The sequence below is a fragment of the Kitasatospora sp. NPDC058243 genome (assembly GCF_042882025.1).
Taxonomy (GTDB): domain Bacteria; phylum Actinomycetota; class Actinomycetes; order Streptomycetales; family Streptomycetaceae; genus Kitasatospora.
Genome location: NZ_JBHVWW010000033.1, coordinates 17,147 through 32,990, shown reverse-complemented (window position 1 = coordinate 32,990; position 15,844 = coordinate 17,147). Strand labels below are relative to the sequence as shown.

Here is a 15,844-nt window from a genome sequence, read left to right as displayed (position 1 = left end):
CGCAACCCCGTCCACACCGGCCCAAGCATGACGAGTTGGCTGGAAAGGGACCCCATGGCGCAGAGATCACGCATATTCTCAGATGCCAGTACACACACGAGTGTCTGCCGGCAACGTGTGGGCCGGCGAGGCAGGACGGGCGCCGGGGCGGACGGCATCCCGCTCCCGTGCGGCCGCGTGCAGCCGGCCGGAGGCCACGGGTGGAAGGGTGCCTCTCAATCGTGACGACCGGACAGATATCCGACTCGTTCCCCGTCGACGAGGACGCGGGAGACGACGGGCCCGACGTGCGGCGGCGCCGGGCGGCGCGTGCCCTGCAAGCCGTCGCCTTCGACACCATCGGTGCCGGGTACGGCGAGGCGTTCCCGGCCAAGGACGGGCAGCTGGCCTGCGGACGGCAGCTGCTGGCCGAGCTCGAACCCGGCGCGCGAGTGCTGGACGTGGGCTGCGGCACCGGGGACCCGACGGTCCGGCAGCTGGTCGCGGGCGGGCTGCGGGTGACCGGGATAGACCTCTCGGACGTGATGCTCTCGCTGGCCCGGCAGGCCCGGTTCCCGGGCGAACACCCGCCGGAGTTCCATCGGATCGACCTGTTCGATCTGGCCACCGAGCGCGCCGGGCAGGTCTGGAACGCCCCCGGACTGGGACCGCTGGGCAAGGACGGGTTCGCCGCCGTCACCGCGTTCTTCTCGCTGATCCTGCTGCCGCAGGACGAGATCCCGACCGTGCTCGCACGGCTGCGCGAACTCCTCCGGCCGGGCGGACTGCTGGCGCTCGGTATGGTCGAGGCGGATCTGGATCACGTTCCGCTTCCGTTCCTTGGCAGAGAGCTGCGGATCAGTGGGTACCTGAGGGAGGATCTGGAGCGGGTTCTCGTCACGGCGGGCTTCACCGTCGAGGAGTGCTCGGGGCATCCGTACGCGCCGGCCAGCACCACGCTGCCGCCGGAGGAACAGCTGTTCCTGTGCTGTCGACGCGTCGGCTGACCCACCGGACGGCAGCAGGGCCCGCCAGCAGGACACCGCAGACCACCACAGAGACCACACCGAATCCAGGACAGGCAGCCGTGCGCGACCAGCTCAAGACCGAGGGCGGACAGCCGCCTGCCGTCCCGGGCCAGCGCGGCCTGCCCCTGGCACCAGCTTCAGCACCGGTGCCGGCACCGGCACCGGCACACCAACCGACCGCGCGCCCGGAGCGCGAGGACGTGGCGGGCCGGCTCGGCTACCTCGACCTGGCCACCCGGCGGATCAACAGCGCGCTCGACCTGTCCGCGACGCTGCGCAACATCGGCCGGGTGCTCGTCCCCACGCTGGCCGACGCCGCCGTGGTCCACCTGCGCGATCCGCTGCCCAACGTCGAGCGCGAGCCCGGCTTCCCGGACGAGCTGCGGATCCACCACAGCACCGGCACCCGGATCGGACGGCGCGGCCGGCCCAGCGGAGCAGACGACCGGCACCGCTCCCGGTACGGCTCCCGCTCCACCGCCGACACCGGCCCCGCCACCCCGGTGACCCGCGGCGGGGCGCTCGCGCACGCCCTGCTGAGCCGCCGCCCCGCCGAGTCCGCGGTGCTCGGCGCACCCGGCGCCGAACGCACCGAGGCACTGCTGCGCGAGCTGTACGGCACCCGCGGGCTGGCCCGGCTGGCCGCGGGCACGTCGGTGCTGGCCCTGCCGCTGCGCGGCCGCAAGGCCGTGCTCGGCCTGCTGGTGCTGATCCGCCGCCCTCCTGAACGCACCGGCCGGCCCGCCTTCGACGCCGCCGACACCGCGACCGCCGCGCACCTCGCCACCCAGGCGGGGCTGGCGGTGGACACCGCCCTGCGGTACGCCCGCGAGTGGGAAATAGCCAACGAACTCCAGCGCAGCATGCTGCCGTTGCGCCTGCCGCAGCCGCACGGCGTCCGCCTCGCCCAGCGCTACCTGCCGGGCGAGCGCGGCGCGCAGGTCGGCGGCGACTGGTACGACGCCGTGCCACTGCCCGGCAACCGGGTCGCCCTGATCGTCGGCGACGTGATGGGCCACTCGCTCACCTCGGCCGCCATCATGGGCCAACTGCGCACCAGCGCCCAGACCCTGGCCGCCCTCGACCTGCCCCCGCACGAGGTGCTCTACCACCTGGACGAGCAGGCCCAACGGCTCGGCCGCGAACAGCACCTGGCGACCTGCGTGTACGCGGTGTACGACCCGATCGCCAACCGGGTGGTGCTGGCCAACGCCGGGCACGTCCCGCCCGTCCTGGTCCGGCCGGACGGCACCGCCGAGTTGGTGGAGCTGGACTCCGGAGCCCCGATCGGGGTCGGCGGGGTGGACTTCAACTCGGTCGAGCTGCCCGCCCCGCCCGGCTCGGCCCTGCTGCTGTTCACCGACGGCCTGGTGGAGACCCGCAGCCGCCCGATCAGCGACGGCCTGGAGGTGCTCCGCGCCCGGATCGCCGCCGCCCGCTGGCAGTCCCCCGAGCAGTTGTGCCAGGAGGCGCTGCGGATCCTGCCGCCCGGCGACCGCGGCGACGACATCGCCCTGCTGGGCGCGTGCTTCGACGGCATCCCGGCCGGGGACGTCGCGCACTGGTACCTCCAGCCGCGCAACGAGACGCCCGGCCGGGCCCGCCGGCTGGCCGCCCACACGCTGCGCCGCTGGGGGCTCGGCGAGCTCAGCGAGGCGACCGAGCTGATGATCAGCGAGCTGGTGACCAACGCCGTCCAGCACGCGACCCGCCCGGTCACCCTGAGCCTGGTGCGCACCACCCGGCTGCGCTGCGAGGTCGGTGACGACAGCCCGCTGCTGCCGCGGCCGCGCCGTACCGGGCCGGAGGACGAACGCGGTCGCGGCCTGCAGATAGTGGCCCGGTGCGCGGACCGCTGGGGCGCCACCCGGCTGGGCACCGGCAAGGTCGTCTGGTTCGAGCAACGGCTGCCCCAGCCGCCCGTCGAGTCGCGGCTGCCGTAACCGCCCGGCCGCTCGTCGAACCACGGCTGCCGCGGCTCGACGGGTGGCTGCGGGCGCCCGGGAGCGGTTCAGACCCCGGCGGGCTCCTTCGCCGGCTGCTCCGCCGGCTCCAGCCGCGCGATCAGCTGCTCGCCCTCCATGTCGACCCGCGGCACGACCTTCTCCAGCCGCTTCGGGAACCACCAGGCGGCCTTGCCGAACAGCGCCATCGCGGCCGGCACCAGCGCCATCCGCACCACGAAGGCGTCCACCAGCACGCCCACCGCGAGGGCGAAGCCGATCGGCTGCACGATCGGGTCGTGACCGAAGACGAACGAGCCGAACACCGACACCATGATCAGCGCCGCCGCCGTGACCACCCGGGCGCCGCCGCGCACCCCGGCCACCACGGCGTCCCGCGGCGCCTTCCCGTGGACGTACTGCTCCTTCATCCCGGAGACCAGGAACAGCTCGTAGTCCATCGCCAGCCCGAACAGCACGCCGATCAGCAGGATCGGCACGAAGCTCACCACCGGTCCGACCTTCGGCACGTCGATCAGGCCGTCCAGCCAGCCCCACTGGTAGACCGCGACCACCGCGCCGAGCGAGGCGGTGATGCTGAGCAGGAAGCCGGCCACCGCCTTGAGCGGGACGAGCACCGAGCGGAACGCCAGCGCCAGCAGCACCACCGCGATGCCGACGATCACCGCGAGGAACGGCGGCAGTGCCTGGCCGAGCTTGGTGGAGACGTCGATGTTGGCGGCGGTGGTGCCGGTGACGGCGATGTCCGCGCCGGTCGAGGTCTTGAGCGGCGCGCGCTGGTCGCGGATCTCGTTGACCAGTGTCCTGGTGCCGGCGTCGTCCGGTCCGGTCTGCGGGATGACGGTGAGCAGGGCGGTGCGACCGGCCTGGTCGACGGCCGGGGGCAGCAGTGTCCGCACGCCCGACAGGGTCTGCAGCCTGGCCGCCACCCCCTGCACCGCCTGCTCCGGCTGCGGCGCGCCCCCGGCGTCCACGACGACCACCAGCGGCGCGTTGAAGCCCGGCCCGAAGCTCTCGCCGACCAGGTCGTAGGCCTTGCGCGCATCGGTGCCGGCGGCCTGCGAACCGCCGCCCGGCAGGCCGAGCTGGAGACTGGCGGCGGGCACCGCGAGCAGGCCCAGTCCGGCCAGTCCAACGAGCAGCACGGCCAGCGGGCGGCGGACCACGAAGCGGCCCCAGCGCTCGCCCAGGGTGGTGCGGCCGCCGGTGCGCAGCGCCCGCTTCCAGACCGGCAGCCGGTCGATGGCGCGGCCGGCGAAGCCGAGCAGCGCGGGCAGCAGCGTGATCGCGACCAGGACGGCCACCACGACGGCGCCGGAGGCGGCCAGGCCCATCACGGTCAGGAAGGGGACGCCGGCGACGGCGAGCCCGGCGAGCGCCACGACGACGGTGAGGCCGGCGAAGACGACGGCGCTGCCGGCGGTGGCGGTGGCGCGGGCGGCGGCCTCGTCCGGCTCCAGGCCCTCGTCCAGGTGGCGGCGGTGCCGGGAGAGGATGAACAGCGCGTAGTCGATGCCGACGGCGAGACCGACCATCAGGACCAGCACCGGCGCGGTGGTGATGATCTCGAACGAGCCGGACAGCGCCATGATCGCGGCCATCGCCACGCCGACCCCGACCAGGGCGGTCAGCAGCGGCAGCCCGGCGGCGACCAACGAGCCGAGGGTGATCACCAGGACCACCCCGGCGATGGCCAGACCGATCGCCTCGCCGCCGTCGACCTGCGCCATCCGGTTGTACGCGTCGCCGCCGAAGGCGACGTCCAACCCGGCCGCGCGGGCCGGTTCGGCGGCGGCCTTGACGGCCTCGCGCTGCTGGTCGGTGACGTCGGCGAGCTTGTGGTCGAAGGAGACCAGGGCGATCGCGACCCGGCCGTCCGGTGAGACGGCGTGGGTGGCGTACGGGTCGGGCACGGCAGCCACGCCGGGGACGGCGGCGATCCGGGCGACCGTCTCGCTGACCGCCCTGCCCGCCTCGGGCGTGGTGGCGCCGCCGGGCGCGGGGGCCGCGAAGACGACCTGGGCGGAGCCGTGGCCCTGCTCCGGGAAGGTGTCCTTGATCCGGTCCAGGGTGGTCTGCGCCTCGGTGCCCGGCACCTTGAACTCGTCGCTGGTCTTGCCGGCGAAGGCACCCGCGGCCCCGCCGACCGCGATCAGCACGGCGATCCAGACCGCCAGCACCGCCCGCCGTCTCCGGAAGCAGTAGCGGCCCAGTCGGTAGAGGTACGTGGCCATGGGTGACCCCTCGGTCAGATCGTCGGACAGGCAGGTGCCTGAACAGGTCGCGGTCCACCGTACGCGCAACCTTGTCAGACGACAAAGTTGGTCGACAGAATCGAGCGACAGAATCTCTCGACGCAGTTGTCCGACCATGGCGATACCCTGGCTGGATGGCTCATGTCCCCGCCTCCGAACGCCGACCGCAACTGGTCCAGGCCGCCCTCGACCTGATGACCCGGGAGGGGGTCGCCGCCGGCAGCACCCGGGCGATCGCGGCCGAGCTGGGCGTGGCGCAGGCGACGGTGCACTACACCTTCGGCACCAAGAAGGACCTCTACCGGGCCGTCGTCGAGCAGCTGACCGCCGAGTTCATCGGCCACGTCCGCGCCGCCTACCCGGGCGACGGCTCCTTCGGCGAGCAGGTCGCCACACTGGTCCACGCGCTCTGGGAGAGCTCGACCGGCACGGACGGGCGCTGCCTGCTGCTGAGCGAGTTCGCGGCGCTGGCGATGCGCGACCCGGACCTCCAGGAGATCATGCGGGCGCTCCAGCACGGGATCGAGCGCACCGCGGCGGAGATGCTCACCACCCTCGCCGAGGCGCACGGCCTCGAACTGGCCGCGCCCGCCGAGGAGATCGCCGTCCACTTCCTCACCGGCTTCGACGGCCTCACCGACCGCTACCTGGCCCTGCGCGCGCCCGGCGAGCAGCCCGACCACGGCACCCTGCGGGCCCTGGACCTGCTGGTGGCCACCACGGTCGGACTCTGCCTCGGCGCCCCGGCGAAGCCGTAACCCCGTAAGGCCGCAGGCCGCTAGGAGGCGATCCGGACCGGGAGTTCGGCCAGCACCTCGCGCAGCGCGGCCGCGAAGCGCTCGTACTCGGCGCTGCGGGCCGAGCCCGGGCGGGTGGCCAGCCCGATCCGGCGGCCGGGGGTCGGGGCGGCGAAGCGGACGGCGGCCAGCCGGTCGGTGCGGCCGGCCTCGACGTCCAGCGCGGTGGCGGGCAGCAGCGTCACCCCGAGGCCGCCGGCGACCAGCTGGACCAGGGTGGACAGGCCGGCCGCGCGGGTGGTGGAGCCCCCGGGATCGGCGCCGACCTCACGGCAGATGTCGAGGGCCTGGTCGCGCAGGCAGTGGCCCTCCTCCAGCAGCAGCACGTCCAGGTCGAGCAGCACGTCGCGCGGGACGTCGATCCGCCCGGCGAGCGGGTGGTCGGGCGGGGTGACCAGGACGAAGTCCTCGTCGAACAGCGGGATGTCGCGGGTCGGCGAGGTGCCGCCGGCCGGGAGCGCGAGCAGCAGGACGTCCAGCCGACCGGCGGCCAGCCCCTCCAGCAGCGCGGGGGTGCGCTCCTCGTGGACGTGCAGTTCCAGCTCCGGGAAGCGGTCGCGGACCAGCCGCAGCACGGTGGGCAGCAGGTAGGGCGCGACGGTCGGGATGACGCCGAGGTGCAGCGGCCCGGTGAACGGGCGGCGGGCGGCCTCGACCTCCTCGGTGAGGGCTTGCAGCGAGGCGAGCACCCGGCGCGCGTGCTCGCGCACGCGCTCACCCAGGGGGGTGATAATCACCCTGCGCGTCGTACGCTCGACCAGCTGCGCGCCCAGCGACTCCTCCAGTGCCGCGACCGCCCCGGACAGGGCCGGCTGGCTGGTCCCGGTGGCGGCGGCGGCCTCCCGGAAGTGCCGGTGCTCGGCGACCGCGAGGAAGGCCTTGAGCTGGGCGACGGTCGGCGCCCGGGGGCTGCGGACTGTGGCGCTCGCCACAGCGGCCTCGGGTTTGGCGGCGGCGCCCCTGCGGGGGCGGGGCCGCGACGTGGGCGGTTCGGTACTGATAGCCATCTCCGATCAGACACATCAAGTGTAGCTATTTCCCTGATCAGTCCACGATGTGGAACCGTAGGACGTGTCCGGAATCCGGACAAAACTCCCCTCAGTCTCACTTCAGGAGAAGCGAACGTGCTCACGATCGGTGACAAGTTCCCCGAGTTCGAACTCAACGCCTGCGTCGACCTGGACGCCGCGAACGCCTTCGCCGAGATCAACCACAAGTCCTACGAGGGCAAGTGGAAGATCGTCTTCTTCTGGCCGATGGACTTCACCTTCGTCTGCCCGACCGAGATCGCCGCGTTCGGCAAGCTGAACGACGAGTTCGCGGACCGCGACGCCCAGATCCTCGGCGTCTCCGGCGACTCCGAGTTCGTGCACCACGCCTGGCGCAAGGACCACAAGGACCTGCGCGACCTGCCCTTCCCGATGCTGGCCGACGTCAAGCACGACCTGATGCGCGCCTGCGGCGTCGAGGGCGCCGACGGCACCGCCCAGCGCGCGGTGTTCATCGTCGACCCGAACAACGAGATCCAGTTCGTCATGGTGACCGCCGGCTCCGTCGGCCGTAACCCCAAGGAGGTCCTGCGGGTGCTGGACGCCCTGCAGACCGACGAGCTGTGCCCGTGCAACTGGACCAAGGGCGAGGACACCCTCGACGCCCAGGCCCTGCTGGCGGGCTGACCCATGGCCCTCGACGACCTGAAGGCCGCCCTCCCGGACTACGCCAAGGACCTCAAGCTCAACCTGGGCTCGGTCATCGGCAACTCCGACCTCCCCGCCCAGCAGCTCTGGGGCACCGTGCTGTCCTGCGCGATGGCCACCCGCAGCGCCGCCGTGCTGCGTGAGCTGGAGCCCGAGGCCAAGGCCAACCTCTCCCCGGAGGCGTACACCGCCGCCAAGGGCGCGGCCGCGATCATGGGGATGAACAACGTCTACTACCGGACGCTGCACCTGCTCTCCGACAAGGAGTACAGCACGATGCGGGCCGGTCTGCGGATGAACATCATCGGCACCCCGGGCGTCGAGAAGGTCGACTTCGAGCTCTGGTGCTTCGCCGTCTCGGCCATCAACGGCTGCGGCCAGTGCCTCGACTCGCACGAGGCCGTGCTGCGCAAGGCCGGTGTCGAGCGCGAGGTCGTCCAGGCCTCGATGAAGATCGCCGCCGTCCTCCAGGCCGTGGCGGGCGTCCTCGACTCCGAGGCCGCCCTCGCCGCCGCCGGCGCCTGACGGACCCCGCACAACGCCGACGGGCCCTCCCGGACACCACGTCCGGGAGGGCCCGTCGGCGTTGCGCTTCGGCCTCAGCCGTCCGCCGCCGGGGCGGCGGAGGTGCGGCCCGCGGCCTCGCGGGCGGCCTCCATGGCGGTGAAGACGGCCTGGCCGGCCTCGTTGCGGCGGCGCAGGTGGGTGATCACGGTGTTGGTGACGGCGATCAGCGGGACGGCCACCACCGCACCGCCGATGCCGCCGATGATGCCGCCGGCCGCGACGCCGAGGACGACGCCCAGCGGGTGCACCCGGACGGCCCGGCCGAGGATCAGCGGCTGCAGGATGTGGCTCTCTATCTGCATCACCGCGACCAGCACGATCAGCACCATCAGCGCCGTCCACGGCCCCTCGGTGACCAGGGCGATCAGCATCGCGACCGTGCCGGTGACGAGTGCGCCGACCAGCGGGACGAAGGCGCCCAGGAAGATGATCACGGCCAGCGGCATCGCCATCGGCACGCCCAGCAGGTCGATGCCGATGCCGATGCAGACCGCGTCGATGAAGGCCACGCAGACGGTGCCGCGCACGTACGCGGTGAGCGTCGCCCAGGCCTTCGGGCCGGCGCCGGCCATGGCGAAGCGGGAGTGCCGGGGCAGTCCGCGCAGCGCCCAGTTCCAGATCCGCGCGCCGTCGTAGAGGAAGAAGAAGGTGGTGAAGAAGGCCAGCGCCACGGCGGTCAGCACCTCGACGGCGATCTGCGCGCCGGTCAGGCTGGCCGAGGTGATCTGGTCGGTGTTGGTGGTGATCGCCTTGCCGATCTGGTCGGCGTAGTCGTTGATCTGCTGCTGGGTCAGGTGCAGCGGCCCGGTGCTCAGCCAGTCCCGCAGCTGGTCCACGCCGTCCTTCACCTTGCTGGTGACCGTCGACAGGTTGGTGGACACCTGCCAGACCACGAACCAGCCGACCAGCCCGATTCCGGCCAGACCGCTCAGGAACACCCCGCCCGCCGCCAGCGAGCGCGGCACCCCGTGCCGGCGCAGCCAGGAGACCGTCGGCTCCAGCAGCGCGGAGATCAGCAGCGAGGCCAGCACCGCGAAGGCGACCAGCCGCAGCATGTCGACGATGTAGAAGACGACGTAGAGCGCGCCGCCGAGCAGCAGCAGCCGCCAGGTCGACTCGGCGGCCACCCGCAGCCCCCAGGGCACGGCCTCGGCCGGGGTGGCGGGCCGGCCGGGGTGGTACTCCCGCGCCAGGCCGGGCGGTGCCACCGGCGAGGGGGCCGCCGGGGCGGCGGCCGGCACCGCGGCGGGTTCGACCCGCGGGGCCGGCACCGGATCGGGCGCCTCGGCCAGTGCGGGGACGGCGAGCTCGTGCGGATCGGCCGCCATCGCGGCGCGCCGGCGCCGTTCGATCACGGCGGCCGCGCTCGCCACCACGGCCATGCCCTTGGCCACGGCCTTGAAGGCCTTTCCGCCCCGCGCCATCCTCGCTACCACCGCTCCCCTGCTGAGCCGCCGTGCCCGGCGGTACGCCGTGGGTCCCGCCACGGCCGTCAGGGATGACGCTACCCGGCGGCGGCCCGGCCAGTCCGGTCCCCGCCGGGTTCGGCTCGAACAACCTCGCCATCAAACCGGGGCAAAACGCCAGGTTTCAGATGGTTTCGGACCGAGATCGCTGGGGAGGAGTCGGGACGAGGCCCCCAGGGGAGAGCGAGGCCTCGGGCCACGGACCAACTGTCGGCGGACCGGCCGGCGCGGGAAGCAACCAGGACCCCTTCCCGCGCCCCGCGTCCGCACCGGGCCCGCACCGCCCGCAGGCGCACTGGTCAGCGCAGCCCGGGCGGCGCGGCCCGACCCGGCTCCCGGTGGGCGGGAACGCGAAGGCCCCCGGTCGCTCGTCGGGCGAGACGAGCGGCCGGGGGCCGTACGGGAGTCCACCGCCGGGCGGTGGCTGCTCCTAGTACCAGTTGTGGGACTGCCAGAACGACCAGGCGCCACAGGGGCTGCCGTAGCGGCTGTTCATGTAGCCCAGGCCCCACTTGATCTGGGTGGCCGGGTTGGTGCGCCAGTCGGCACCGGCCGAGGCCATCTTGGTGCCGGGCAGCGCCTGGACCAGGCCGTACGCGCCGGAGCTCCGGTTGGTCGCGGTGTAGTCCCAGCCGCTCTCGCGCTTCACGATCTGGCTGAAGCACTGGAACTGGGTGTCGTCACCGACGACCTGCCGGGCGATGTCCTGGACGGATCCGGGGCTGGTCGAGACCGGCGGGGCGCTGTTGTCGGTGGCGGCCATCGCCGAACGCGCCTTGGAACGGTTGGCAGCGGCCTCGTCGGCCTTGCGCTTGTCCTCGGCGGCCTTGGCAGCCTTGTCCGCGTCGGCCTTGGCCTGGGCGTCGGCCTTCGCCTGGGCGTCCGCGGCGGCCTTCTGGCGCGCGGCCTCCTCGGCGGCCTTCTGCTCGGCGGCGGCCTTGGCCGCGGCGTCGGCGGAGGCCTGCTGGGCGGATGCCTGCTGGCCGATGTTGTCACTGATGGTCTGCGCCTGGGCGCCAGAGGGGACTTCGGCAAGCAGGGTCGCGCCCGCGACGTCGACCGTCTGCGTCGTCTTGCCCTCGCTGCCCGAGGCCACACCCACGACGGCACCGACAGCGGTGACGGCGGTGGCGGAGGCCACAGCGACTCCCCGGACCGAGATCCGAGTCACATGGATTCCTTCCAGCATCGCCCACGCGTGACCGTGCGGGCGCAACATGCCCCTTGGCACTGACCTCCGCAGGTGCTCTGGTCACGGGAGGTGCTGGCCCGGCGTCCGGCCGAGGTGAGGCGACCGGGCGTTGGAATCGGGCGGCGTACGGCTCATCGGTCTTCAATTGTGCGTCCACCGACCGGAGTTGGTGGACCATCCGGGGCCGGGCTCATGGAGTCCGGAAGCCCTGCCACGCCGTACGCGGGGCCTGACAGAACCCTCACCATGCCGCACCGGACGCTGTCGACGCAATTCCCGTTCGCGTGGCGCACGTCACATTCACCGCACGGGAGTTCTTCGGACGGAAAGCACTCGATGTGATGAAAGGGATGAGGGCCCGCCCCGTCAGGAGCGGGCCCCACATCAAGAGTTGACCGTATTGTCCGACTATGTCCTGTTCAGGGACGGATCACGGGTGGATGTCCTCCAGCATCTCCGTGACCAGCGCCGCGATCGGCGAACGCTCCGAGCGGGTGAGCGTGATGTGCGCGAAGAGCGGATGCCCCTTCAGCTTCTCCACCACCGCCACCACGCCGTCGTACCGGCCCACCCGGAGGTTGTCGCGCTGCGCCACGTCGTGGGTGAGCACCACCCGCGAACCCTGGCCGATCCGGGACAGCACCGTCAGCAGGACGTTCCGCTCCAGCGACTGGGCCTCGTCCACGATCACGAAGGCGTCGTGCAGCGAACGACCCCGGATGTGGGTCAGCGGCAGCACCTCCAGCATCCCGCGGGAGATCACCTCCTCGATCACGTCCGGAGTGGTGACGGCGGAGAGGGTGTCGAAGACCGCCTGCGCCCAGGGGCTCATCTTCTCCGTCTCTGAGCCCGGCAGGTAGCCGAGCTCCTGCCCGCCGACCGCGTACAGCGGCCGGAAGACCATCACCTTGCGGTGCTGCCCCCGCTCCAGCACCGCCTCCAGCCCCGCGCACAGCGCCAGCGCGGACTTGCCGGTGCCCGCCCGGCCGCCCATCGAGACGATGCCGACGTCCGGATCGAGCAGCAGGTCCAGCGCCACCCGCTGCTCGGCGCTGCGCCCGCGCAGCCCGAACGCCTCGCGCTCGCCGCGCACCAGCCGGACCCGGCCGTCGCCGGTCACCCGGCCGAGCGCCCGGCCGCGCTCCGAGGTGAGCACCAGACCGGTGTGCACCGGCAGCTCGTCCGCCCCCTCGACGTCCACCGCGGCGTCGTGGCCGGCCGCGAACAGCGCGTCCACCTGCTCCGCCGGGACGTGCAGCTCGGACATCCCCGTCCAGCCGGAGGTGATGGCGAGCTCGGCCCGGTACTCCTCGGCGAGCAGGCCCACCGAGCTGGCCTTGATCCGCAGCGGCAGGTCCTTGGAGACGACCGTGACGTCGTACCCCTCGGCCTGGAGGTTGCGGGCGACCGCGAGGATCCGCGAGTCCGCCTCGCCGCCGCCGACCCGGTAGCCGGCCGGCAGTATCGACAGGTCGGAGTGGTTGAGCTCGACCCTGATGGTGCCGCCGAGCTCGCCGACCGGGATCGGCTCGTCGAGCCGGCCGTGGCGGATGCGGTAGTCGTCGAGCAGTCGCAGCGCCTGGCGGGCGAAGTAGCCCAGCTCCGGGTGGTGCCGCTTGGCCTCCAGCTCGGTGACGACCACCACCGGCAGGACGACCTCGTGCTCCTCGAAGCGGGTCATGGCGAGCGGGTCCGCCAGGAGCACGCTGGTGTCGAGAACGTACGTGCGCCGGTCTGGCGTCCGGCGGCTCTTGGAACTGACCACTAGGCCTCCAGAGCGGATGACCCTGCGTCATCCGCGGCAAGCCGGCCCCCGCTGCCCCGGTGGCCTCGGGACCGGACTGCCTGGAGTATTCCCAGGCGAGGGGCGGTGCATTCGCGCCCCCGGCGAACTGACGGATCATTGCCGGTGAACGTTTGGCCTCACCAGGGCTCCGGGTAGGCCAGCCCTACGGCGGTCACTTCACCCGTTCAGAGGCCCAGTCGCCGGTTGCGCTGCTCGAACGCCCGCAGCGCCCGCAGGAAGTCGACCTTGCGGAAGGCCGGCCAGTACGCCTCGCAGAAGTAGAACTCGCTGTGCGCGCTCTGCCAGAGCAGGAAACCGGACAGGCGCTGCTCGCCCGAGGTGCGGATGATCAGGTCCGGGTCGGGCTGGTTGCGGGTGTAGAGGTGCTCGGCGATGTGCTCGACGTCGAGGATCTCGGCCAGTTCCTCGATCGAGGTGCCGCGCCCGGCGTGCTCCTGGAGCAGCGAGCGGACGGCGTCGGCGATCTCGTGCCGGCCCCCGTAGCCGACCGCGACGTTGACCGTGATGCCGTCGATGTCGGCGGTCTCCTCCGCGGCCCGCTTGAGCACGTCGGCGGTGTGCTGCGGGAGCAGGTCCAGCGCGCCGACCGGGTGGACCTTCCAGCGGCGGGCGGCGGCCAGCCCGGTGACGGCGTCCTCGATGATGCCCAGCAGCGGGACGAGCTCGTCGGCGGGGCGGTCGAGGTTGTCGGTGGAGAGCATCCAGAGGGTGACGACCTTGACGTGGGTCTCGTCGCACCAGCCGAGGAACTCGCTGATCTTGTCGGCGCCGCGCTGGTGGCCGTACACGGTGGTGCCCCCGGCGGCCTTCGCCCAGCGGCGGTTGCCGTCCAGGATCACGCCGATGTGGTGCGGGGTGCGGGCGAGGTGGACCTCGACCCGGCGGCCGTAGAGCCCGTACATCCCGCCCAGCAGGGTACGCAGACCCGGCGTCCGTTCGGCGACATCGCGCAGACCCATGATTCCCGGCCCCTCCGTGCTCGTTCAGCTGGTGCGTCAACGCCCCGGCGCAGCCTACTCCGGCGGGCAGGCACACGGTAAAGCCGCAGGTAGCGGTCTGGTCACGGTCCTGTACGGAGTCCGTCCCGGCAGGCGTGTCGCGGGCCTTCCCCGGCGGTTCCGACGGCGGACACGGAACGGTCTCCGAATCCTTAAAGAATCCGTAAGCCGACTGTCCAATGCTTGACGACCGGCAATGGTCTAGTCCAGCTTTTGATCCAAGGCGGAACGAACCCCACGGTCCCGCCCCACCCCCACGCACCACCGTGCACCACCATGCACCACCGCGGTCGCCCACCCCCACGTACGACGACCCCACGCACCACGACGGACCTCCCCTCCCCCACACGCGGCCGCCGCGCCCCCCACCGCGGCGGCCGCTCCCTCCCCAGGAGCGTCACCCCATGGCCCGTACGCTGAACCAGCCCGCGCACAAGCGCCGGCGCAGCCCCCTCCCGGCCGTCGCGGCCGGCGCCACCGCCCTCGCCCTGGCCGGCAGCGGCCTGGCCCTCTTCGCCGGCGGCGCCAGCGCGGCCGTCGGCAACCTGGTCACCAACGGCGGCTTCGACAGCGGGCTGGGCGGCTGGAACTGCGCCGGCGCGGCGACCACCGTCTCCTCCCCGGTCCACTCCGGCACCGGCGCGCTGCAGGCCACCCCGGGCGCCGGCGACACCGCCGAGTGCACCCAGACCATCAGCGTGCTGCCCAACACCAGCTACACGCTGAGCGCCTGGGTCCAGGGCCCGTACGTCTACCTCGGCGCGCGCGGCACCGGCGGCACCGACCCGTCCAGCTGGTCGAACCAGAACAGCTGGAACCAGCTGTCCTCCACCTTCACCACCGGCGCGAACGCCACCAGCGTCACGGTCTACCTGCACGGCTGGTACGGCCAGAGCGCCTACCTCGCCGACGACGTGAGCCTGATCGGCCCCGGCGGCCCGTCCACCCCGAGCCCGACCGCCACCGCCACCCCGTCGCCGACCGCCACGCCCACCGCGACCGGCACGCCGACGGCCACCGCCACCCCGACCGCGACGCCCACCCAGACCGCGACGCCGACCCCCACGGCCACCGCGACCTCCACCACCCCGCCCGCCACCGGCCTGCCCGCGCACGCCGTCACCGGCTACTGGCAGAACTTCGACAACGGCTCGACCCCGCAGCGCCTCGGCGACGTGCAGAGCGCCTACGACATCATCGCGGTGTCCTTCGCCGACTCCGTGCCCACCCAGACCGGCGCGATCAGCTTCACCCTCGACCCCGGCCTGTCCAAGGCCCTCGGCGGCTACAGCGACGCGCAGTTCCGCGCCGACATCAAGGCCAAGCAGGCGGCCGGCAAGAAGGTCGTCCTCTCCATCGGCGGCCAGAACGGCGCGATCACCGTCGGCGACGCCACCGCCGGCAACAACTTCGCCAACAGCGCCTACGCGATCATCAAGGACTACGGCTTCGACGGCATCGACGTCGACCTGGAGAACGGCGTCCAGGCCGGCCCGCTCGGCAACGCGCTGCACACCCTCCAGGCCAAGGTCGGCCCCGGCTTCATCCTGACCATGGCGCCCGAGACGATCGGGATGTACAGCACCGCCGGCGCCTACTTCCAGCTGGCGCTGAACACCAAGGACATCCTCACCGTCGTCAACACCCAGTTCTACAACTCGGGCGGCATGAACGGCTGCGACGGCAAGGTCTACAACCAGGGCACCATCGACTTCATCACCTCGCAGGTCTGCACCCACATCCAGGGCGGCCTGCGGCCCGACCAGGTCGGCATCGGCGTCCCCGCCTCCGCCAAGGCGGCCGGCGGCGGCTACGTCTCGCCGACCGTGGTGAACAACGCGCTGGACTGCCTGGCCACCGGCAACAACTGCGGCAGCTTCGTCCCGCCGGCCAAGTGGCCGACCATCCGCGGCGCGATGACCTGGTCCACCAACTGGGACGCCAACAACGGCAACGCGTTCTCCAACGCGGTCGGCCCGTTCGTCCACAAGATGCCGTAACCCCCCACCGCCAATCCCCCACCGGCGCGCCGCTCCTTGAGGGTGGGGCCCGCGCGCCGGCGGCGGGGCCCGCCGTACCCGACCCGGTACGGCG

The 15,844-nt window shown here is 72.7% G+C and carries 12 protein-coding genes; 6 read left to right on the top strand and 6 right to left on the bottom strand.

The features are described from left to right. Positions 1 to 221: 221 nt before the first annotated feature. Both ACFVX9_RS21950 and ACFVX9_RS21945 read left to right on the top strand, forming a co-directional pair. Positions 222 to 986, top strand: coding sequence for a class I SAM-dependent methyltransferase (locus tag ACFVX9_RS21950; protein WP_079135650.1), 765 nt, complete (start codon positions 222 to 224; stop codon positions 984 to 986). A gap of 80 nt (positions 987 to 1,066) precedes the next feature. Further along, entirely contained in the window at positions 1,067 to 2,950 is a 1,884-nt protein-coding gene (locus tag ACFVX9_RS21945; protein WP_387983083.1) for a SpoIIE family protein phosphatase, read from the top strand. Between the two features lie 68 nt (positions 2,951 to 3,018). Here the strand turns inward: ACFVX9_RS21945 and ACFVX9_RS21940 are convergent, their stop codons facing one another. Further along, positions 3,019 to 5,205 (bottom strand): MMPL family transporter, encoded by a 2,187-nt coding sequence (locus tag ACFVX9_RS21940; RefSeq protein WP_387983082.1) that lies wholly within the window; start codon positions 5,203 to 5,205, stop codon positions 3,019 to 3,021. A 155-nt stretch (positions 5,206 to 5,360) separates the two neighbouring features. Between ACFVX9_RS21940 and ACFVX9_RS21935 the strand changes: the two genes are divergently transcribed. After that, entirely contained in the window at positions 5,361 to 5,984 is a 624-nt protein-coding gene (locus ACFVX9_RS21935; protein ID WP_363372459.1) for a TetR family transcriptional regulator, read from the top strand. Positions 5,985 to 6,004: 20 nt separating this feature from the next. Here the strand turns inward: ACFVX9_RS21935 and ACFVX9_RS21930 are convergent, their stop codons facing one another. Further along, entirely contained in the window at positions 6,005 to 6,955 is a 951-nt protein-coding gene (locus tag ACFVX9_RS21930) for a LysR substrate-binding domain-containing protein (RefSeq protein WP_063347990.1), read from the bottom strand. Between the two features lie 192 nt (positions 6,956 to 7,147). On the opposite strand from ACFVX9_RS21930, the gene ACFVX9_RS21925 reads away from it, so the two are divergent. Together ACFVX9_RS21925 and ACFVX9_RS21920 are read left to right on the top strand one after the other, a co-directional pair. Further along, complete coding sequence (locus ACFVX9_RS21925; protein WP_063347991.1) at positions 7,148 to 7,699, top strand: peroxiredoxin; 552 nt, start codon at positions 7,148 to 7,150, stop codon at positions 7,697 to 7,699. Positions 7,700 to 7,702: 3 nt separating this feature from the next. Next, a complete protein-coding gene (locus ACFVX9_RS21920) occupies positions 7,703 to 8,245 on the top strand; it encodes an alkyl hydroperoxide reductase (protein WP_063347992.1) in 543 nt (180 codons plus the stop codon). A gap of 74 nt (positions 8,246 to 8,319) precedes the next feature. On the opposite strand, the gene ACFVX9_RS21915 is transcribed toward ACFVX9_RS21920, so the two are convergent. From ACFVX9_RS21915 to ACFVX9_RS21900, 4 genes are all read right to left on the bottom strand, one after another. Beyond that, entirely contained in the window at positions 8,320 to 9,711 is a 1,392-nt protein-coding gene (locus ACFVX9_RS21915) for an AI-2E family transporter (protein ID WP_363372455.1), read from the bottom strand. Positions 9,712 to 10,183: 472 nt separating this feature from the next. Next, positions 10,184 to 10,942 carry a transglycosylase SLT domain-containing protein gene (locus tag ACFVX9_RS21910; protein WP_208869075.1) on the bottom strand — a complete coding sequence of 253 codons (759 nt, stop codon included), beginning with the start codon at positions 10,940 to 10,942 and terminating at the stop codon, positions 10,184 to 10,186. Between the two features lie 433 nt (positions 10,943 to 11,375). Beyond that, a complete protein-coding gene (locus tag ACFVX9_RS21905; RefSeq protein ID WP_063347994.1) occupies positions 11,376 to 12,710 on the bottom strand; it encodes a PhoH family protein in 1,335 nt (444 codons plus the stop codon). Positions 12,711 to 12,916: 206 nt separating this feature from the next. After that, positions 12,917 to 13,711: an isoprenyl transferase gene (locus ACFVX9_RS21900; RefSeq protein WP_208869076.1), complete on the bottom strand. Its 795-nt coding sequence runs from the start codon at positions 13,709 to 13,711 to the stop codon at positions 12,917 to 12,919. Between the two features lie 443 nt (positions 13,712 to 14,154). Here ACFVX9_RS21900 and ACFVX9_RS21895 point away from each other — a divergent pair, with 443 nt between their 5' ends. Next, positions 14,155 to 15,750 (top strand): chitinase, encoded by a 1,596-nt coding sequence (locus tag ACFVX9_RS21895; protein WP_387983078.1) that lies wholly within the window; start codon positions 14,155 to 14,157, stop codon positions 15,748 to 15,750. Positions 15,751 to 15,844: the final 94 nt, after the last annotated feature.

Excerpts from the sequence above, each read along its gene's own strand:
- ACFVX9_RS21940 (WP_387983082.1), bottom strand. The coding sequence starts at position 5,205 with ATGGCCACGTACCTCTACCGACTGGGCCGCTACTGCTTCCGGAGACGG.
- ACFVX9_RS21920 (WP_063347992.1), top strand. The coding sequence starts at position 7,703 with ATGGCCCTCGACGACCTGAAGGCCGCCCTCCCGGACTACGCCAAGGAC.
- ACFVX9_RS21900 (WP_208869076.1), bottom strand. The coding sequence starts at position 13,711 with ATGGGTCTGCGCGATGTCGCCGAACGGACGCCGGGTCTGCGTACCCTG.
- ACFVX9_RS21915 (WP_363372455.1), bottom strand. The coding sequence starts at position 9,711 with ATGGCGCGGGGCGGAAAGGCCTTCAAGGCCGTGGCCAAGGGCATGGCC.
- ACFVX9_RS21895 (WP_387983078.1), top strand. The coding sequence starts at position 14,155 with ATGGCCCGTACGCTGAACCAGCCCGCGCACAAGCGCCGGCGCAGCCCC.
- ACFVX9_RS21910 (WP_208869075.1), bottom strand. The coding sequence starts at position 10,942 with ATGCTGGAAGGAATCCATGTGACTCGGATCTCGGTCCGGGGAGTCGCT.
- ACFVX9_RS21935 (WP_363372459.1), top strand. The coding sequence starts at position 5,361 with ATGGCTCATGTCCCCGCCTCCGAACGCCGACCGCAACTGGTCCAGGCC.